The 18,978-nt window shown below is 68.9% G+C and carries 17 protein-coding genes; 11 read left to right on the top strand and 6 right to left on the bottom strand.

The annotated features are described in order from the left end of the window. The first annotated feature begins 465 nt into the window (after positions 1 to 465). From BLR21_RS31510 to BLR21_RS44460, 6 genes are all read left to right on the top strand, one after another. Positions 466 to 1,443, top strand: a complete 978-nt coding sequence (locus tag BLR21_RS31510) for an ABC transporter permease (protein ID WP_090011735.1) — start codon at positions 466 to 468, stop codon at positions 1,441 to 1,443. Between the two features lie 16 nt (positions 1,444 to 1,459). Further along, entirely contained in the window at positions 1,460 to 2,437 is a 978-nt protein-coding gene (locus BLR21_RS31505; protein ID WP_218131014.1) for an ABC transporter permease, read from the top strand. Continuing rightward, entirely contained in the window at positions 2,437 to 4,560 is a 2,124-nt protein-coding gene (locus BLR21_RS31500) for an ABC transporter ATP-binding protein (RefSeq protein ID WP_090011733.1), read from the top strand. The genes BLR21_RS31505 and BLR21_RS31500 overlap by 1 nt, the downstream gene beginning before the upstream one ends. A gap of 86 nt (positions 4,561 to 4,646) precedes the next feature. Continuing rightward, complete coding sequence (locus tag BLR21_RS31495) at positions 4,647 to 6,341, top strand: ABC transporter family substrate-binding protein (RefSeq protein WP_256335055.1); 1,695 nt, start codon at positions 4,647 to 4,649, stop codon at positions 6,339 to 6,341. Between the two features lie 73 nt (positions 6,342 to 6,414). Continuing rightward, entirely contained in the window at positions 6,415 to 7,290 is an 876-nt protein-coding gene (locus BLR21_RS31490; RefSeq protein ID WP_143027945.1) for a hypothetical protein, read from the top strand. Positions 7,291 to 7,333: 43 nt separating this feature from the next. Beyond that, complete coding sequence (locus tag BLR21_RS44460; RefSeq protein ID WP_090011727.1) at positions 7,334 to 9,652, top strand: effector-associated constant component EACC1; 2,319 nt, start codon at positions 7,334 to 7,336, stop codon at positions 9,650 to 9,652. Here BLR21_RS44460 and BLR21_RS31480 read toward each other — a convergent pair. The 3 genes from BLR21_RS31480 to BLR21_RS31470 form a co-directional block, all read right to left on the bottom strand. Then, positions 9,631 to 10,563: a DNA polymerase domain-containing protein gene (locus tag BLR21_RS31480; RefSeq protein WP_090011725.1), complete on the bottom strand. Its 933-nt coding sequence runs from the start codon at positions 10,561 to 10,563 to the stop codon at positions 9,631 to 9,633. The genes BLR21_RS44460 and BLR21_RS31480 overlap by 22 nt on opposite strands. Further along, positions 10,553 to 11,497 (bottom strand): non-homologous end-joining DNA ligase, encoded by a 945-nt coding sequence (gene ligD, locus BLR21_RS31475; protein WP_090011723.1) that lies wholly within the window; start codon positions 11,495 to 11,497, stop codon positions 10,553 to 10,555. The genes BLR21_RS31480 and ligD overlap by 11 nt, the downstream gene beginning before the upstream one ends. A 63-nt stretch (positions 11,498 to 11,560) precedes the next feature. Beyond that, a complete protein-coding gene (locus BLR21_RS31470) occupies positions 11,561 to 11,926 on the bottom strand; it encodes a DUF5997 family protein (RefSeq protein WP_218131018.1) in 366 nt (121 codons plus the stop codon). Positions 11,927 to 11,982: 56 nt separating this feature from the next. Here BLR21_RS31470 and BLR21_RS31465 point away from each other — a divergent pair, with 56 nt between their 5' ends. After that, the gene (locus BLR21_RS31465) at positions 11,983 to 12,696 is read left to right on the top strand and encodes a substrate-binding domain-containing protein (protein WP_090011720.1); all 714 of its coding nucleotides are present in this window, start codon (positions 11,983 to 11,985) and stop codon (positions 12,694 to 12,696) included. Between the two features lie 51 nt (positions 12,697 to 12,747). Here BLR21_RS31465 and BLR21_RS31460 read toward each other — a convergent pair whose 3' ends face one another. Next, positions 12,748 to 13,170: a YciI family protein gene (locus BLR21_RS31460; RefSeq protein ID WP_090011718.1), complete on the bottom strand. Its 423-nt coding sequence runs from the start codon at positions 13,168 to 13,170 to the stop codon at positions 12,748 to 12,750. Positions 13,171 to 13,286: 116 nt separating this feature from the next. Between BLR21_RS31460 and BLR21_RS31455 the strand changes: the two genes are divergently transcribed. The 3 genes from BLR21_RS31455 to BLR21_RS31445 all read left to right on the top strand — a co-directional run bounded on the left by BLR21_RS31455 (position 13,287) and on the right by BLR21_RS31445 (position 15,695). Then, positions 13,287 to 13,679 (top strand): CoA-binding protein, encoded by a 393-nt coding sequence (locus tag BLR21_RS31455; protein ID WP_090011717.1) that lies wholly within the window; start codon positions 13,287 to 13,289, stop codon positions 13,677 to 13,679. Between the two features lie 80 nt (positions 13,680 to 13,759). Beyond that, entirely contained in the window at positions 13,760 to 14,656 is an 897-nt protein-coding gene (locus tag BLR21_RS31450) for a ParB/RepB/Spo0J family partition protein (protein WP_090011714.1), read from the top strand. A gap of 49 nt (positions 14,657 to 14,705) precedes the next feature. Further along, positions 14,706 to 15,695, top strand: a complete 990-nt coding sequence (locus tag BLR21_RS31445) for a DUF6346 domain-containing protein (protein ID WP_090011712.1) — start codon at positions 14,706 to 14,708, stop codon at positions 15,693 to 15,695. 7 nt (positions 15,696 to 15,702) lie between these two features. Here the strand turns inward: BLR21_RS31445 and BLR21_RS31440 are convergent, their stop codons facing one another. After that, positions 15,703 to 16,806, bottom strand: coding sequence for a helix-turn-helix domain-containing protein (locus BLR21_RS31440; protein ID WP_090011711.1), 1,104 nt, complete (start codon positions 16,804 to 16,806; stop codon positions 15,703 to 15,705). Between the two features lie 121 nt (positions 16,807 to 16,927). Between BLR21_RS31440 and BLR21_RS31435 the strand changes: the two genes are divergently transcribed. Continuing rightward, positions 16,928 to 17,509, top strand: coding sequence for an NUDIX domain-containing protein (locus BLR21_RS31435; RefSeq protein ID WP_245816568.1), 582 nt, complete (start codon positions 16,928 to 16,930; stop codon positions 17,507 to 17,509). A gap of 329 nt (positions 17,510 to 17,838) precedes the next feature. Here the strand turns inward: BLR21_RS31435 and BLR21_RS31430 are convergent, their stop codons facing one another. Next, positions 17,839 to 18,795, bottom strand: coding sequence for a hypothetical protein (locus BLR21_RS31430; protein WP_143027944.1), 957 nt, complete (start codon positions 18,793 to 18,795; stop codon positions 17,839 to 17,841). Between the last annotated feature and the right edge of the window lie 183 nt (positions 18,796 to 18,978).

The following is an 18,978-nucleotide window of genomic DNA, read 5'->3' as shown; positions in this document are numbered from 1 at the left end:
GTCGTGCTGTGACGCGGTTCACCCCGTTCGGCCCAGCCTCCGGTGAGCTGGACGGGCGTCCGGCCTGGTCCGCATCGATGCAGTAACGGTGCACGTACGAGGTGCTTCAGAGAGTGATGCCCGGTTTAGGATCACATTGCGCTGCTTGTCCCACGTCTTCCGGTGATTGCATTCACCCGGATGCGTCAGATCCATCCGTGGTGAGACAGGACTTCACGGTGAATACGGCGATCCGGCCGCACAATGGTCACGCTTCGGCACACAATTGGCGAGCGTCAACTGTTGATGTGGCAGTTCGGCCGACCTTTCCTCCAGGCATGGGTGACTATGGCCCGGTCAGTGGGGCCTCCGCGTATTGGCGGGGGTGGGCAGCGGTCCGCCGGATCGGCGGTTAATCTCTTGCAACTCGTCCACTGCAATCCAGTGTGCCGATGTCGCAACCACCGGGGAGAGGACTGAACACGGGTGGCCGGATTTCTGTTGCGGCGGTTGGTCAACTACGTGGTGCTCGCCCTAGTGGCGACGTTCCTCGCGTTCACGTTGGCCTCCGCCACCTTTGACCCGATCGGGGTGCTGCAACAACGCAACCCACCGCCGCCGGCGGCATCGATCGAGGCGAAGAAACGAGACCTGCACCTCGACCAGCCGATCCCGCAGCGGTTCGTCACGTGGATGGGCGGGGTGGTGCAGGGCGACTTCGGCCGCACGATCGCCGATCGCCCGATCACGGACGAACTCGGCAGGCGCATCGGCGTGAGTTTGAGGCTGTTCCTGCTCGGTATCACGATCGGCATCCTGTTCGGTGTGCTGCTCGGTGTCGTGAGCGCGATCCGGCAGTACAAGTTCAGCGACTACTTCGCGACCCTCTTCAGCTTCATACTGCTGTCCACGCCGGTGTTCGTGCTGGGCACGCTGCTCAAGATGGGCGCGCAGGGGATCAACGACTCGATCGGCACCAACGTGCTGATCTTCGTCGGTGAGACGACACCCGGATTCCAGGGCAACTGGTTCGAGCACCTGGGCGACCGGCTGCAGCACCTGGTCGTGCCGACGCTCGCGATCGCGCTCGGCCAGATCGCCTACTACAGCCGCTACCAGCGTTCGTCGATGCTCGACGTGCTCGGCAGCGACTTCCTGCGCACCGCCCAGGCCAAGGGGCTGACCCGCCGCAAGGCGCTGTTCAAGCACGGCCTGCGCACCGCGCTGATCCCGATGGCGACCCTGTTCGCGTTCGGTTTCGGCCTGCTCGTCGTCGGTGGCACGTTCACCGAGCGGATCTTCGGCTGGTTCGGCATGGGTGACTGGCTCGTCACCGGCATCTCGGCGCAGGACACGAACATCACCGCCACGGTGACGCTCTTCGTCGCGGTGTGCGTGCTGTTCTCCGGCTGGCTCGCCGACGTGCTGTACGCCGCGCTCGACCCCCGAATCCGCGTGAACTAGGCAAGGTGACGACGACGTGACCGTGATCCTCAACGAGGGGGACGCCGCCGGAACCACCGGCGCGGCCTCCGGTGGCCCAGTCGACGCGGCGCCCGAACCGGGCAAGGCGATGACGCGTGGCCGGCTGGTGCTGATCCGCTTCATGCGCAACAAGCTGGCGCTGGTCGGCCTGGTGGTCATCCTCGGGATGTACCTGATGGCGTTCGTGGGCCCCCTGCTGTCGAAGTGGAGCTACGACACCCAGGACTACACCGCGTTCCTGGAGCCGCCCTACTCCGAGCACATCTTCGGCACCGACAAGATCGGTACCGACATGTTCGCGCTGACGATGCGCGGACTGCAGAAGTCGCTGATCATCGGCCTGCTCGTGGCGCTGATCTCGACCACCATGGCCGCGATCGTCGGCGCGGCCGCCGGCTACTTCCTCGGTGTCGCCGACAAGGCGCTCATGTGGGTCGTCGACCTGCTGCTGGTGCTGCCGTCGTTCCTGATCATCGCGATCCTGAGCCCGTGGTTCCGCGGCAAGTCGTGGTTCCTGCTGGTGCTGATGCTCGCGGCGTTCCAATGGATGATCACCGCCCGCATCGTGCGCGGCATGACGCTGACGCTGAAGGAACGCGAGTTCGTGAAGGCGGCCAAGTTCATGGGCCAGCCCGCTCGCAAGATCATCGCCAAGCACATCGTGCCGAACATGGCGTCACTGCTCATCATCGACGCGACGATCAACGTCGGTTCCGCCGTGCTCGCCGAGACCGGCCTGAGCTACTTCGGGTTCGGCGTCCAGTCGCCCGACGTCTCGCTCGGCACCCTGATCGGCGGCAACGCCGAGTCCGCGACGACCTTCCCCTGGCTGTTCCTGTTCCCGGCGGGGTTCCTCGTCGTGTTCGTGCTGGCGGTGAACTGGGTCGGCGACGGGCTCCGTGACGCGCTCGACCCCACCTCCACGCGCGTGCGCCGCAAGGAGAAGAAGGACACCAAGGAGAAGGCCGCCTGATGACCACCTCGGAGCTCCAGTTCGACGCACCGGCGGACGCGGTCGTCGACGGCCCGGTTCTGCAGGTCGAGGACCTGCACGTGTCCTTCCCGAGCGAGTCCGGTCGCGTTCGCGCCGTGCGCGGCCTGAGCTACCACGTCGCGCCCGGCGAGGTGCTCGGCATCGTCGGCGAGTCCGGCTCGGGCAAGTCCGTGTCGTCGCTCGCCGTCATGGGCCTGCTGCCGTCCTCGGCCCGCATCACCGGTTCCATCAAGTTCCAGGGCCGTGAGCTCATCGGCCAGAACGACGCGGAGCTGTCGCGGATCCGCGGCCGCCGCATCTCGATGGTGTTCCAGGACCCGCTGTCCGCGCTGACGCCGGTCTTCACCGTCGGCGACCAGATCGCCGAGGCGATCCTGGTGCACCGCAAGGTGTCCAAGCAGGCGGCCGCCAAGCGGGCGGTCGAACTGCTCGACCTCGTCGGCATCCCGAACGCCGTCGAGCGCGCCAAGGCGTTCCCGCACGAGTTCTCCGGCGGCATGCGGCAGCGCGCGGTGATCGCGATGGCGATCGCCAACGACCCCGACCTGATCATCGCCGACGAGCCGACCACCGCGCTCGACGTGACGGTGCAGGCACAGGTGCTGCAGCTGCTCGAGACCGCGCAGGAGGTCACCGGCGCGGGCATCGTGATCATCACCCACGACCTCGGCGTCGTGGCCGGGTTCGCGGACCGGCTGATGGTCATGTACGCGGGCCGCGCCGTCGAAAAGGGCAACGTCGACGAGATCTACCAGCAGCCGCGCATGCCGTACACGCTCGGCCTGCTCGGCTCGATCCCGCGTCTCGACGTCGGCGAGAAGCAGGCGCTCGTGCCGATCAAGGGCCAGCCGCCGTCGCTCACGGACCTGCCCGACGGCTGCCCGTTCGCGCCGCGCTGCCCCATGGTCGTCGACGCCTGCCACACGGCGGAGCCGCCGCTGATGGACGTCGACGGTTCCGTCGAGCACGCCGCCGCGTGCATCCGCACCAACGAGATCGCCGCGACCGACGCCGAGGGCGCCGAGGCCGCCGTCGAGATCTTCGGTGCCGAGGTGGCCGCCGAGCCCGAGGTCGCGAGGATCCCGCGCGAGCAGCGCGAGATCGTGCTGGGCCTCGACAATCTCGTCAAGGAATACCCGATCAACAAGGGCGTGGTGTTCAAGCGCCGCGTCGGCACCGTGCACGCGGTCGCGGGCATCTCGTTCGACATCCGCGAGGGTGAGACCCTGGGTCTCGTCGGCGAGTCGGGCTGCGGCAAGACCACGACGCTGATGGAGATCCTCAACCTCCAGAAGCCCATGGGCGGCGAGATCTCCGTGCTCGGCACGAAGTCGTCCGAAGTGGACGGCAAGCGCCGCTTCGCGATCCGCCGCGACATGTCGGTGGTCTTCCAGGACCCGATGGCGTCGCTCGACCCGCGCCTCACGATCAACGACTGCATCGCCGAGCCGATGCAGGTCCACGGCTACTCCAAGGACGAGATCAACCGGCGGGTGCCGGAGCTGATGAGGCTCGTCGGCCTGCGTCCGGAGCAGCTGTCGCGCTACCCCGGTGAGTTCTCCGGCGGCCAGCGCCAGCGCATCGGCATCGCGCGGGCGCTCGCGCTCGAACCGAAGCTCGTCGTGCTCGACGAGCCGGTGTCGGCGCTGGACGTCTCCATCCAGGCGGGTGTCATCAACCTGCTGGAGGAGCTCAAGTCCAAGCTGGGCCTGGCCTACCTGTTCGTGGCACACGACCTGTCGGTGGTGCGCCACATCGCGGACCGGGTGGCCGTCATGTACCTCGGGAAGATCATCGAGATCGGTGAGGTGGACTCGGTGTTCGAGGCGCCGCGCCACCCGTACACGCAGGCACTGCTGTCGGCGATCCCGATCCCCGATCCCGTCAAGGAGCGTCAGCGGGAGAGGATCCTCCTCACCGGCGACCTGCCGAGCCCGGCGAACCCGCCGTCCGGCTGCCGCTTCCGGACCCGCTGCTTCCTGCACGCGTCGCTGCCGCCCGAGCAGCAGCGTCAGTGCATCGAAGTGGAACCACCGCGCGAAACGCAGGCCGCGGACCACGAGGCCGCCTGCCACTTCGCCCAGATCCGTCAGGTTCTCTGATGCATCCGTCGCCTCAGCAGACCTGCGAGCACGAAGGAACAGTGTCCCCGGCAACTGGTGTCCGGGCACGAGGGAGGTTCACGACAGTGAGTCGACGTACCAAGGTGGGTGTGACCGCGCTGGCCGTCGTCGCCCTCACGCTTACCGCGTGTGGGGGGCCCAGCAACAACGCCAACTCCGGGCTCAAGGGCGCGGACAACACGATCGGCCAGGCGGACATCAACCCGCAGGACCCGTCCAAGGTCAAGGACGGCGGCGAGTTCCGCTGGCCGGTCGACCAGTTGCCGGACAACTGGAACTACTACCAGCTCGACGGCACCGTCGCCGACGGCCGTCGCATGATCGACACGATGATGCCGAACCTGTTCAAGCAGAAGGCCGACTCGACGATCGAGGTCAACAAGGACTACCTGGAGGACGCGAAGCTCGCCTCGACCGACCCGCAGGTCGTCGAGTACAAGCTCAACGCGAAGGCCAAGTGGTCGGATGGCACCGCGCTGTCCTGGCAGGACTTCGAGGGCATGTGGAAGGCCCTCAACGGCACCGACAAGACCTTCGAGGTCGCCGGCACGACCGGCTACGAGGACATCGAGAAGGTCGAGAAGGGCGCGACCGACCAGGACGTCAAGGTGACGTTCAAGAAGAAGTTCGCCGAGTGGAAGGGCGCGCTGTTCTCGCCGCTCTACCCGAAGTCGGCGCACGCCACGGCCGAGGAGTTCAACAAGGGCTGGGCCGAAGCCCCGAAGGTCACCGGCGGTCCGTTCAAGATCGGCACGATCGACCGCACGGGCAAGACCGTCACGGTCGTCCGGGACGCCGCGTGGTGGGGTACGAAGCCGAAGCTGGAGAAGATCACCTTCCGTCAGGTCGACCGCCCCGCGCTCGCGGACGCGCTCGCCAACGGCCAGATCGACTACTTCGACATCGGTTCCAGCATCGACAACTTCACGCGTGCCAAGTCGATGCAGGGTGTGACGATCCGCCAGGCGATCACGCCGGACTACTCGCACATCACGTTCAACGGTGCGGACTCGTCGATCCTCAAGGACCCGAAGCTCCGCGTCGCGCTGACGCGCGGTATCGACACCAAGGTCATCAGCACGGCTCTGCTGGGTCAGATGCTGAAGGGCGAGGCGCAGGTCACCGGTAACCACTTCTTCCTGCTGGGTTCCGCTGGCTACAAGGACAACTCGGCCGTCGCGTCGTTCGACAAGGAAGCGGCGAAGAAGCAGCTCGACGAGCTGGGCTGGAAGCTCGAGGGCGAGTTCCGCAAGAAGGACGGCAAGGAGCTGGTGGTTCGCTACGTCATCCCGACGCCGAACCCGATCTCCGACCAGATCGCGAAGCTCGTGCAGTCGCAGCTCAAGGAGGTCGGCGCCAAGGTCGACATCCAGGCCGTGACGTCGACCGACTTCTTCAAGCAGTACGTCAACGTCGGCAACTTCGACATGACCGGCTTCCGCTGGCTGTCCTCGGCCACGCCGATCTCGGACAGCAAGGGCATCTACACGCTCGACCCGGCCAGCACCAACCAGAACTACGGTCGCATCGGCTCCGAAGAGGTCAACAAGCTGCTCGAGCAGGCGAACGGTGAGCTCGACGACGCCAAGCGTCTCGAGCTGGCCAACGAGGCCGACAAGAAGATCTGGGAGCTCGGCCACCAGCTGCCGCTCTACCAGTCTCCCGGAGCGGTCGCGGTGAAGAGCAACGTCGCCAACTTCGGTGCCGTCGCCTACGCGAACCGTCCGTACGACTACATCAACATGGGCTTCACCGAGTGATGTGCAGTTAGCTGTGTGACGGCCCGGCGGGTCCTCCCGCCGGGCCGTTTCTTTCTGTCTGGAGCTTGCTTTGTTGCGTTCCCGGGTTCGTGCGCTGCGCTACGGGTTGTTCACCACGGCGGTCGTGCTGGTCGTGTGCTTCGTGGTGGCGTTGTTCTCCTGGCTGTCCTATTCGGACGATCGTGCGGTGCTGGCGTCGCTGACGTCGCGTGACACGGGCGAGGTCGTGTCCTTTTCGGACGGTGCGGTCGAGGTGCGCTGGCCGTCCGGCACCGCTCGCGTCGCCTACGAGAACGGTGCGCACGTCGTCGGGAGGCAGACGCAGGTGGCGTTCGACCCCGCCGACCCGTCACGTGCCGTGATTCCCGGTTCGGACCTGTTCCTGGAGACCGACCGGGCGCTGGGCGGCGTGACGTTCTCCGTCGCGGTGGCGCTGCTGGTGGTCCTCGCCGGTGCCGTGCGAGTGCTGCTGGCGGTGCGTCCGGCGCGTGCGCCTGGGACCACGGTGTCCGTGCGGCGGATCCGGTTGCAGTCCGGTCTGATGGTGCGGTCGTGGCTGGAGATCGAGGGGCCGGTCGAGCGCTGGCTGCCCGTCTACTACGACCCGGTGCTCGTGACGCTGCCGTCGCCGTCGGACGTCGAACTGCGCGGCGGCAGGGTCGCCGTCGTCGACGGCGTGACCGTCTACCCGTCCGGCCGCCCGGTGACCAAGCACCCGCGCGGCCGCCGGCTCGACAACCCCGTGCGACCCGACCCGGACACGCGCGCGCCGCGTGGCCTGACCGCGCAACTGCGGGTCGACGCGGTGTTCATGGTGCCCGCGCCGGTCGTCGGCCTGTTCTGGGCGTACCTGGACGGCAGCGGGTTCACCGGCTGGATCACGGCCACCGTGATCGCCGCGGTGCTGGGCCTGTGGTGGGCGGCGTTGCGGGGTTCCGACCCGTCGTAATGCTTCGTGCCCGGTGAGCGACCTCCTCCAGTAGGAGGCCGCTATGACCGACGTCACACTGCGCGTGCACGAGGACGGTGCCGACGACGAGCGCATCGAGCAGCTCACCGCGTTCCTGCGGACGGAGCTCGGCGAGCTGGTCGCCGTCTCCGGTGTTCCCGGCGAGGCCCCCGAGGGCGCCAAATCCGTCGACCTGAACGAGCTCGGCACCCTGCTGACCACCGTCTCCCAGTCGACCGTGCTGGCCGCGCTGATCAACGCGGTGTCGTCGTGGCTCGGCCAGCGCCGCGAGCGTTCGGTGACCGTCGAGGCGGGCGGCGACTTCCTGGAGCTGACCGGCGACCCGTCGGAAGCCGAGCTGGCGGAGCGTTCCGCGTGGCTCGGCCGCCACCTCCACCGCTACGCGCTGATCATCGCGAGCCACGAGTTCGCCGACCCCGGGTTGTCGTCTCTGCGCGCCCCGGCCCACGACGCCGCCCGCCTGGGCGAGGTGCTCGCGGACCCGCGCATCGGCGCCTTCCACGTGCGGACGCTGATCAACTCCCCGGCCGCCGAGGTGAACGAGGCCGTCGAGGACTTCTTCGCCGACCGCGAACCGGACGACCTTCTGGTCCTGCACTTCTCCGGCCACGGCGTGAAGGACGAGGCCGGCGAACTCCACTTCGCCACGTCCGGCACCAAGCTCTCCCGCCTGGCCGGCACCGCCGTGTCCGCCGACTTCGTGGCCCGCCGCATGAACCGCTCCCGTTCCCGCCGCATCGTGCTGCTGCTGGACTGCTGCTACTCCGGCGCGTTCGGCCGGGGCATGGTCGCCCGCGCGGGCGGCTCCGTAGGCCTGGAGGAACAGTTCGGCGGCAGCGGCCGGGCCGTCATCACCGCGTCGTCGGCCATGGAGTACGCCTTCGAGGGCGCGGCCGTGGCCGACTCGTCCGAGGGCGAACCGTCGGTCTTCACCTCGGCCCTGGTGCAGGGCCTGGAATCGGGCGACGCCGACCGCGACCAGGACGGCCACGTGGGCCTGGACGAGCTCTACGAGTACGTCTACGACCGGGTCCGCCGCGTGACCCCGCACCAGACGCCCGGCAAGTGGATGCTCGACGTGCGCGGCGACCTGCGCATAGCGCGCCGCGCCCGCCCTGTCTCGGTGCCCGCCGCGCTGCCGGCGGAACTGCAGGAGGCGATCGACCACTCGCTGCCGGGTGTGCGGGCAGGCGCGGTCCCCGAGCTGCGCCGGATGCTGTCCGTCGCGCACGAGGGGCGGGTGCTGGCGGCGCGGATGGCGTTGCGGAGGCTGACGGAGGACGACAGCCGCATGGTGGCGTCGGCGGCCCGCGAGGCGCTGGGGGAGAAGGCGGCGCCGGCGCCGACCTCGCTGATCAAGCCGACGCCGTCGGACGCGAAGCAGCCGGAACAGAGGTTCCCGCGACAAAAGCTCCCGGAACAGAAAGCCCCGGAACCGAAGACCCAGCCCAAGCCCTCGGAACCCGAGGCCGCTCAGCCGAAGCCTCCGGAACCGAGACCGCTGGCCGCGAAGCCCGTGACGCCGCCGGAACCGGCCGCTCCTCGACGATCACCGGAGCTGGTCGCCGTGCTGCCCCGCCTCGCCTCAGGCCTCGCCCTCGCACTCCTGGTCATGAGCCTGATGGCGATCCCCGGCGGCATCCTCAACCGCCTCACCGACTCCAGCCACTACACCTTCGTGTTCGCCGCGGTCTGGCCGTGGGCGCTGGCCGCGGCGCTGTTCGTGCTCACCTGCCGAGACCATCCCTGGGCGCCGGGCGCCGCACTGGGCCTGCTGGCCGGCACGACAGGCCTGCTCAGCGGCTACGACTCCTTCACCTGGGTGCCGTACGCGCTGGCGGCGACCGTCCTGGCCGTCGCCTGCATGACGACCCCGTGGTGGCTGGCGGTCGCGGGCGGCGGTCTGGGAGCGCTGGGCGTCTACGTCGTCGCCTCTGCGGCGCACGACCTGACGCCGGTCGGCGACGACGGCGAGGACCTGACCCTGATCGCCACCGCGGCCGCACTCACCTGCCTCGCGGCGTACCGGACCTGGCGGGACGGGCGGTGGCTCAGCACGATCGCGCCCGCGCTGCTGTTGCTGGACGCGGTCGTCATGCTGACCGCCGAAGTCCCGCTCCAAGTCACCTACGCGAGCCTGGCCGGGCTGATCGTCGTCCCGCTGATCGTCGTCCTGACCACCGGCACCGCCAGGTTCGCGGCGGTGGTGGTCGTCGCGGCCGGACTCCTGGTGCGCGCCAACGACTACGTGGCCGCGGACGAGCCGACGTTCACCAGCGTCGCCCACGTGGCGCTGCCACTCGCGGCAGCCGTGGTCGCCTACTTCTCGCGCTCCCGCTGAGCCTTCCGCCGCTTGCCCTCGTGCATCGCGACCACGCGGGCGACCGGGATCGTGTGTCCCTCGGCGACCAGGTCGGCGGGCAGGCGTTGCGGCTTCGGCATCAGCTCGGTCCACGGGTCGCCGTCGAACCGGGTCCTGATCGTGAAGTCGGCCGGCGTGACGTCCGCCAGCGACTCCCACGGCACGGGGAACGAGATCGGCAGGCCGTCGCGCAACCGGGGGCTGTAGGCGGCGACGACCGTGGCACCCCAGGCGCGCGTCGAGTCCAGGAACACCTTCCCGGCGCGTTCGGCCCGGATGTAGGCGGTGGTCGCCAGCGAGGGGTCGAGCTTCTCCGCCCGCACGGCCACCGCGCGCGTCGCCGCGGCCACGTCGTCGGGGGAGTGTTCCTCCAGCGGCACGAAGATGTGCACGCCCTTGGCGCCGCTGGTCTTGACCGCGCCTTCGAGACCGGCCTGGGCGAGCGCCTCGCGGATCAGCAGCGCCGACCCGACCACGACGTCGAACCCGGCGCCCTCCGGCGGGTCGATGTCGAGCACCATGTGGGTCTGGTGGTGGTCCTCGCCGAAGTGCTCACCGAGGTACAGCGGCACGTGGTACTCGACCGCGCGCTGGTTCGCGAACCACATCAGCGTCTGCTTGTCGTCGCAGATCGCGTACCTGATCGCGCGGTGCGACGCCTCCGCCCAGACCTCGACGGTCCTGACGTAGTCCGGCGTGTACTTGGGGACGTTCTTCTGCATGAACGGGTCCTGGCCGCGCAGGATCCGCCACACCGACAGCTGCCGCCCCGCGAGCACCGGCACGAACCGGTCGGCCACGAAGTCCAGGTACTCCACCAGGTCACCCTTGAGCAGGCCGCCGAACAACGGCTGGTCGAGCGACGAGAACTTCAGCGGGCTACTGCTCATCGGGAACCTCGAGTTCGTCTCGGGCGGCCCACTCCAGCAGCGGTTCGATCGACCAGGCCGAGTCGTCGATCCCGGCGTGCAGGTCGCCCAGTTCGGCGTAGCGCTTCGGCACGGTGGCGATGGTGAAGTCGTGCGGGTCGACGTCCGGGACCTCGTCCCACCGGATCGGCGTGGACACCGTCGCCTCCGGATAGCCGCGCACCGAGTAGGCGCTGGCGATCGTGCGGTCGCGCGTGTTCTGGTTGTAGTCCACGAAGACCAGCGACGGGTCCCGGTCCTTGCGCCACCACGTGGTCTCGACGTCGTCCGGCGCGCGTCGTTCGACCTCGTGCGCGAACGCCAGCGCGGCCTTGCGCACGTCCTGGAACCCGTGGTCCGGCTTGATCCGCACGTAGATGTGCAGGCCCTTCGAGCCCGAGGTCTTCGGGAACCCCGTCGCGCCCAGTTCGGCCAGCACCTCCTGCACGACCAGCGCCACCCGTCGCACGCGGTCGAACGAGCACGTGGGGCCGGGGTCGAGATCGATGCGCCACTCGTCGGGCTTCTCGGTGTCGGCCGCGCGCGAGTTCCACGGATGGAACTCCACAGTGGACATCTGCACCGCCCAGATCACGTCCGCGACGTGCGTGACGCACAGTTCGTCCGCGTGGCGGTGGTAGCGCGGGAAGTGCACCCGGACCGTCCGGATCCACGGCGGCGCGCCGTTCGGAAGCCTTTTCTGGTGCACCTTCTCGCCCGTGACGCCCTCGGGGAAGCGGTGCAGCATGCACGGCCGTTCCCGCAGCGCGCGGACGATTCCGTCGCCGACGGACAGGTAGTAGTGCGCGAGGTCCAGCTTCGTCTCGCCGCGCGCGGGAAAGTAGACGCGGTCGGGGTTGGAGATCCGCACGACGCGGTCCTCCACCTCGAGCTCCACAGCCGGGGACTTGCCCATGCCCACCAACCTAACCGTTCGTCGGCCCCCTCACGCGGCGTTGCGCGCGGCCGGGCTGAGCGGCTACTCCGCTTCTGCTTCTTCGAGGCGCGCCTTCTCCGCCAGACGCGCCTCTTCGGCCTTGAACTCCTTGTAGGTGGCGCGCTCGCGCACCAGCCAGTCGGGGTTCTCCTCCTTGAGCGCGTTGATCTGCTCGGTGGTCAGCGCCTCGGTGATGCCGGCGCGCACCAGGCCGCTGGCCGAGATGCCGAGTTTCTGCGCGATGAGCTGCTTGGGGTGCGGGCCGTTGCTGCGCAGGTCTGCGAGCCACTGCGGCGGGTTGGCCTGCAGCTCGTTCAGCTCGTCGCGCGACACCACGCCCGCCTGGAACTCCTCGGGCGTCGCCTCGAGGTACACGCCGAGCTTCTTGGCGGCGGTGGCGGGCTTCATGGTCTGCTGCGACTTCATGCGCAAAGAGTAACCGTTGCGTCCGGTAGCCTCAGCGCGTGACCGGATCGTTCACGCTCGCGTACGTCCCAGGCGTGACGCCGGGCAAGTGGGCACGGGTCTGGCAGGAACGCCTGCCGGAGACCGAGCTGACCCTCGTGCAGGTGCCCGCCGCCGAAGCAGCTGCCAGAGTGCGTGCCGGCGAGGCCGACGCCGCGCTGCTCAGGCTGCCGGGCGACCGCGAGGACCTGCACGCGATCCCGCTCTACACCGAGACCACCGTCGTCGTGTTCCCGAAGGACCACGAGTTCGCCGCGGCGGACGAACTGTCCCTCGAGGACCTGGCGGAACACGTTCTGTGGCAACCGCTCGACGACACCCTGGGCTGGGACGAGGTGCCCGGTCAGCCGCCCGTCGAACGTCCCGGGACCACCGCGGACGCCATCGCGGTCGTGGCGGCGGGCGTCGGCGTGCTGGTCGTGCCGCAGTCGCTCGCCCGCCTGCATCACCGCAAAGACCTGAAGCACGTGGCGCTGTCCGACGCGCCGCAGTCCCGCGTCGCGCTGTCGTTCCCGATCCGCGACGAGAACCCCGAGCTGATCGAGCACATGATCGGCATCGTGCGCGGCCGCACGGCCAACAGCACCCGCGGCCCCGCGGCCGAACCCGCCCCGAAGCAGGCTCCCAAACAGGCGCCGAAGCAGCGGCGGGGTCCGGCGCCGCAGCAGAAGAAGCAGCCCGCGAAGCGCGCGAAACCCCGGCGCGGCCGCTGATCCGGAACGCGGTCGCGGGGCCGGGCGGTCGCCGCCCGGCCCCGCCCGTGCTCACTGGCCCTGCGCGGCGATCTGCTCGCGCAGGCGGTCCTCCTGCGCCTGGATCTCCGGCGTGACGATGTTCTCGAACGCCTCGGGGCCGTGGACCTGCCGGATCTCGACCTCACCGGTCTGGAACGGCGCCTTCTTCAACCACTCCACGGCGTCCTGCAGCGACGGCAGCTCCCAGATCCAGAAGCCGGCGATCAGCTCCTTGGTCTCGGCGAACGGACCGTCGGTGACCGTCGTGCCGCCCTTGCCGTCGAACGCGACCCGCGCGCCCTTGGCACTCGGGTAGAGACCGTCGCCCGCGAGCATCACCCCGGCCTTGACGAGCTCCTCGTTGTAGTCACCCATCGCGGCCAGTTCCTCGCTGGTGGGCATGACGAAGTTCTCGGTGTCCTCGTTCGCCTTGACGATGACCATGAACCGCATTGTGATCTCCTCTGGCTGGTGTCAGGTGCGTTTGTACCCAGGCGTCGATCGGGGACCCTGGCGTTTCGACCGGCTTCCGGCAATTGTGACCGGGGTCACACGATTAGGGTGGACGCATGCGCGAAGACGTCGACTGGATCCTCGAGAACTGCCAGGTCTGGGCCATCGTCGGCCTCTCGGACAACCCGTCCCGCGCGGCCCACGGCGTGGCCCGCTTCCTGCAGCAACGCGGGAAGAAGATCGTGCCGGTGCACCCGTCCGCCGAGACCGTGCACGGCGAGCAGGGCTACCCGACGCTGGCGGACGTCCCGTTCCCGGTCGACGTCGTGGACGTGTTCCGCCGCTCGGAGGACGCCGGCCAGTTCGCGGACGAGGCCGTCGCGATCGGGGCGAAGGCGGTCTGGTTCCAGCTCGGCGTGGTCGACGACGCGGCGTACGCGCGCACGCGGGAGGCCGGGCTGCACATGGTGATGGACGTCTGTCCCGCGATTGAGTGGCGCTCCCGTTGAACAAGTAGCTAACCTGCTCGGTGTCGTCTCCGGACACCTGGGGGTTCTGGGGAGATTCAGCCTGGGGGGCTTGATTCAGCATGCTCGTCGACATCACCGCGCTGCGGCCCGCGGACTCGCCACGGCTTCGTGGCCTCAGCGATGACTTCGTTCGTTCACTGGCGTCTTCCGGCGCTCACCTGCCACCGATCGTGGTGCACCGCTCGACGATGAAGGTCGTCGACGGCACGCACCGCCTGAAGGCCGCCGTGCTGCGCGGCTGCCGTTCCGTCGAGGTCGAGTACGTCGACGGACCCGCCGAGGACCTCTTCGGACTGGCGGTGTCGCTGAACCTCGCGACGCTGTCGACCGCCGACCGCGAGGCGGCGGCCAGGAGGTTGCTGCGCTCGCACCCGCAGTGGTCGGACCGGGCGATCGCCGCGTCCACGGGCCTCGCCGCCAAGTCCGTCGGCGTGCTGCGGCGCGCAGTGGGCGGTCAGGCCCCGGTACGGATAGGCAGGGACGGAAAGCTACGGCCGGTCAACTCCGCCGCCGGCCGCCGGCTCGCCGGCCGGATGGCCCAGGAGCGCCCCGACGCCTCACTACGCGACATCGCCCGCGCCGCCGGGGTGTCACCGGGCACCGTCCGGGACGTCCGCCGCCGGCTGAGTGCCGGCCTGGATCCCGTGCCGGAACGGATGCGGGCCGCCGAACGCGCGGACGCGGCGCTTCCCGCCGGGCGCAACGAGGTGCGCGATCCCGACGCCACCCTGCCGATCCTGCGGCGCGATCCCTCGTTGCGGTTCAACGAGCACGGGCGGCTGGTGCTGCGCTGGCTGGAGACGCACGCGGTGTCCTCCGGCGAGTGGGCCACCGTCGTGTCCGGGGTGCCGTCGCACTGCCGGGAACTGGTGGCGGACATGGCTCGTGGTTGCGCTGAGGCCTGGGTGGAGATGGCCGAGGCGTTGGAGCGGGAAGGGCAGCGGACCGCGGTTTAGGCCGTACGGCTCAACCCGTTCCGCTAGCCTCTGGTCGCGTGATGTGGCTATGCCGGACAGGTACCAGAAGACGCCCGAGCGGCACGAGCCGACGGCGAGGCAGGTGCGGGTGAATCCACAGTTGCGGGCGAAGGCAGGGAAACTGGCCTTCGCCGTTCTGTTCCTGCCGGTGCTGGGCTGGCTGATCGGCGCCACGATCATCAGTCAGTTCAACGGCGTCCACGGCCCCGACCCGGCGATCGCGCCGGGCCAGACCTACGCGGTGGCACGGATCTGCCACCGCCACGGCCCGGTCAGCACCCATGGTTTCGGCTTCTGGCACCAATGCGCCGCCGACCTCCACTACGACGGAGCGACCGAGCCGGCGGGCGAGGAGATCGTCAACTTCCTCGGCCCCGCGGACATCGGCCAGAAGGTCGCGCTCGAGCGCGAGGGCACCGGACGCCGTTCGCACCACGTCCGTGCCGCCGGCCAGCCGCTGGAAGGCTGGGCGTGGCTGGCGCTGCCGTTCGCAGCGGCGTGGCTGTACCTCGTGTTCCGCGTCGCACGGCCGCTCGCGCGGGACCTAGGCGAGGATCTCGAGGCGATCAAGCTCGACGAACCGACCCGCGACATCACCGTGGTCGACAGTCGCAGGTCGTGGCTGAACTGGAAAGTCCAGCTGGTGCTGTTGATGTTCGCGACGATCGCCGCTGTCCGCGGCACACCGTGGGCGTTCGAGGGCTTCGGCGACCACCGGATCCTGTCGCTGGTGGGCTGGAGCGTCATCGTGCTGCTCGCCGCGAACTTCGTGCGGCGCTTCGTGTTCGGCCCGTGGGTGACCGTCTCCCCGGACGGCCTGTCGTTCCGCGGCCGCCGGTTCGACTGGGCGGAAGTCCAGGAACTGCGACTGACCCGGCACAACGTTCTCGTGGTCACGCCTCGGATCGGCCGGACGCGGCGGATCGGGCGGTTCGGCGACGAGGGCGGCACCCGGCTGCACCACGCGCTGCGCCACTTCGCCGAGGCCACGTACAGCCGCGACCGCGCGGACGCCTGAGTGCGGCTCAGGCGAAGAGGATCTCGCCGATCTCCCCCGCCACCTCACGGCCCGCCGCAGGACGTAAGCGCGACAACAGCTTGCTGAACGCCGTCAGGTCAATGTGGACGGTCGCGGACTGCACCTGGCGGATGTCGTCGAGCAGCCCCTCGACCAGTGCGCAGGCGTGGTCGACGTCGCCCGCCGCGGCGTGGGCCAGTGCCCTGCGCAGGCCGAAACGGGTCCGGGCGCGCAGGGCCGTGGGGGCGATCAGCGGCATCTGGTCGTCGAGAATGGCCGCCGCCTCCGCGTGCCGGCCGAGGTCGTGGAACGACCAGGCCCGTGCGATGGCGACCTGGTCGATCAGACTTGTTGTGCCGTAACGGGAATCGCTCACGGCGCGCTGGAGTTCGTCGGCGCGGTCGAGTGCGGCCTGGCAGCGGTCGGCGGCTCCGGCCAGGGCGTACCCCTGGGCCTCGCGCTGGGCGGCCACGGCCTGCACGGCGGTCGAGCGGGACTTGCCTGCCTTGCGGGCGAAGGCGACGGTGGCGTGGGCGTCGCCGCGGTAGAGCGCGAACTCCGAGGCTCGGACGTACGCGTAGGCCTCCAGGTCCGGGTCGCCGCCCTTCGCGGCGTACTGGACGGCGCGCCGGGTGAGCTCGGCCGCCGAGGCGTCGTCGCCGCGTTCCTGCTCCATCCAGCCCGCGTACTCGGCGTACCGGGCGGCCAGCAGCCACAGGCCGCGTCCCAGGCTGGGGTCGTCGGCGGAGCGGGCCATGGAACTCAGGGCGTCGACCTGGGGACGCAGGCTCGACAGCACCACCTCCGGGCTCAGCCGGTGCCCGAGGGCGCGGTGGTGGTCGAACATCGAGTCGAAGGTGAGCAACGTCGTGTGGTCGCTCGGGATCGGGCGCGCCGGGGCGTCGGCCAGTTCGATCAGGTGACCGTCGGCCTGCAGGACGTTGTCGAAGAGCCTGGCCATTTCGGGGTTCGGCTGGACCTGGCCGTTCTCGATCTTGCTGAGGTGTCCCTTGCTGTACGGTACGAGGCCGGTCATCTGGCTGAGCGAGAGCCCGCGCTCGTTGCGCAGGCGGCGAACCTCCTGGGCGAACGTGGGCGACAACGGCTTCACCCCCTCCCCCCGGAAGTGTGTACGTCGTCAAACACCCGAATGCGGAATGTCCATTAATTGGCCTGTGATTGACGATCAACTGGGGCTATCTCAAGCGGTCGGCGATGGTTCCATGTGAGTCATGGTGATGACGCGGTCCGACGAGGCGGCTGGTGTGGTGATGGTCTGGCAGCGCTTGGCGACCAACGTGGTCCACCGGTCGCCGTGGTTCGAGGTGCGCGCCGACAGCGTCGTCAGACCCGACGGTGGCCATGGCACCTACACCCACGTCGTGGCGCCTGGATCGGTGACGGTCCTCGCGATCCAGGACGACGACGAGGTCGTGCTCACCCGCCAGTGGATCTATACCCACGGCGGCACGGAGTGGCGGCTGCCCGGCGGCGCCGTCGACGAGACGGACTCCGATCCGCTGGCCGCGGCCCGTCGTGAGCTCGCGGAGGAGACCGGGCTGCGGGCGGCGAGCTGGGAGCGGCTCGGCCAGATCCACGGCGCCGACAGCCTGAGCAACCACGTCGACCACATCTTCCTGGCCACCGAGCTCACCCAGGGCGAGCCGGCGCTCGAACCCGGTGAGGCGGACCTGCGCGTGCGGACCATGCCGTTCTGCCACGCACTCGACCTCGTCCGCCAGGGCATGCTCCCGCACGCAGGCAGTTCGCACGCCCTGCTCGTGATGGCGCTGCGCCGCACGACCCAGAAATAACGCCCCGAGAGTTTCCTCATTCAGTGTGAAACAGGAAACCCGTTCTCATTCGACTGGCGAAAAGCCATTCTTGGTGCATCGGCGAGAACATCAGCCCGAAAGCCAGTCAGAATGAGAAGGTGAATTCTTCGATGAGAATGATCTGCTCACTCGCCACCGTTGTGAAGGTTGCCACGATCTGCCTTTTCGTGGGATTCATGGCCGGCAGCGTCTTCATCGCGACGGTGATCTGACTTCGTTTCGGACTGCGGTTCTCCCTGACCATCAAAGGGAGGTGTCAGCCGTGGAACCGCACTTCTGCATCGAGATGATCTGAACGGCTCCGGCTATCAGCGTGGCGTCCACTGCACGCCGTAGCCGCGGCCCTGACGAGGGTGTGGGAACTGCACGTCGATCTCACCGATCTCGTCCAGCGGCAACGACTGCGGCCAAGGCGTCAGGTCATCGGTGTCGCGCGCCAGGGCTTCCTCGACGCGCCACACCGACTCCGGCAGGTCGTCCCGGTCGAACCGCACCCGCAACCGGAACGACTCGCACATCCGCTCCGGCCAGAACACGTAGGTCGGACGCATCGGCTGTCCGCGCGGCACGCGCACTTCGAGCGCGAACTGGTGCGTTTGTCCTGCGTTGAGGGGTCGGGGCAACCGCAGCTTCATCAGGAAGCGCCGCGGGGACGGACGTTCGTGGCCGATGAGCTCGACCCCGTGCAACACCTCCACGTCCAGGTCTCCTGGAGCACCTTCGGGCGTGGGGGAGGGGATCGTGATCGACCACGCGATCTCGTTGACACCGTCGGTGTCGGCCACCACGGTCCGGCGTTCCGTGCACGCGGGCGTCGGACCGTCCAGCTTCAGCAGCGCGTCGAACTCCTTGACGTGCCACAGTTCCGACGGCGCCACGTGCGTCGTCGAAGGGGCCGGCTGCAGCGCCACCTCCACCAGGCGCTGCAGTCCGGCGTCCATCCTCCTGCGCACCGTTCGCGCACCGCGGTCCTGTTGCCTCGCGAGCCACTCGATGCGTTCGTTGAGGAACCGGAACTGCGCGTCGTCGTGCAGTCCGAGCGGCGCCAGAACGGCGTTGCGGACCTCCACCGGGAAAGCGCGCGCCGCGTGCGCGACCCAGTCGCGCAGTTTCGTCCGCACCGCTTCCGCGCCATCCGTCTCGACGACGCCGCAGACCTGGCGCAGCGCCGGTCCGACGTGCAAGTCGATACCGGGAGTCTGCACACCGCGCCCTCGGCACAAGGTGCGCAGTTCTTCCATCAGCTGCTCAGGTGCGACAGACATCCGTCCTCCGCGCGGAAATGCTTTGCCGGGCATGTCGGGCTTACCTGATCGGACGTTACTCCGGATGCATCATCCGGGTGACGCGAACATCGGCAGAGGAAGGGATTGTGCTACACCGTCCCGCAAGATGATCACCGCCGAACGACTGATGTCCCGGCCTGGCCATCACCGGTAACGTGCTGG

This window comes from Lentzea albidocapillata subsp. violacea, from assembly GCF_900100275.1.
In the GTDB taxonomy this organism is placed as follows: domain Bacteria; phylum Actinomycetota; class Actinomycetes; order Mycobacteriales; family Pseudonocardiaceae; genus Lentzea; species Lentzea violacea.
This window is presented reverse-complemented; position numbering and strand designations above follow the sequence as displayed.

Bases quoted from the DNA above. Each gene is read 5' to 3' on its own strand.
- BLR21_RS31500 (WP_090011733.1), top strand. From the start codon at position 2,437: ATGACCACCTCGGAGCTCCAGTTCGACGCACCGGCGGACGCGGTCGTC.
- BLR21_RS44460 (WP_090011727.1), top strand. From the start codon at position 7,334: ATGACCGACGTCACACTGCGCGTGCACGAGGACGGTGCCGACGACGAG.
- BLR21_RS31480 (WP_090011725.1), bottom strand. From the start codon at position 10,563: ATGAGCAGTAGCCCGCTGAAGTTCTCGTCGCTCGACCAGCCGTTGTTC.
- ligD (WP_090011723.1), bottom strand. From the start codon at position 11,497: ATGGGCAAGTCCCCGGCTGTGGAGCTCGAGGTGGAGGACCGCGTCGTG.
- BLR21_RS31470 (WP_218131018.1), bottom strand. From the start codon at position 11,926: ATGAAGCCCGCCACCGCCGCCAAGAAGCTCGGCGTGTACCTCGAGGCG.
- BLR21_RS31460 (WP_090011718.1), bottom strand. From the start codon at position 13,170: ATGCGGTTCATGGTCATCGTCAAGGCGAACGAGGACACCGAGAACTTC.
- BLR21_RS31455 (WP_090011717.1), top strand. From the start codon at position 13,287: ATGCGCGAAGACGTCGACTGGATCCTCGAGAACTGCCAGGTCTGGGCC.
- BLR21_RS31450 (WP_090011714.1), top strand. From the start codon at position 13,760: ATGCTCGTCGACATCACCGCGCTGCGGCCCGCGGACTCGCCACGGCTT.
- BLR21_RS31445 (WP_090011712.1), top strand. From the start codon at position 14,706: ATGCCGGACAGGTACCAGAAGACGCCCGAGCGGCACGAGCCGACGGCG.
- BLR21_RS31435 (WP_245816568.1), top strand. From the start codon at position 16,928: ATGGTGATGACGCGGTCCGACGAGGCGGCTGGTGTGGTGATGGTCTGG.
- BLR21_RS31430 (WP_143027944.1), bottom strand. From the start codon at position 18,795: ATGTCTGTCGCACCTGAGCAGCTGATGGAAGAACTGCGCACCTTGTGC.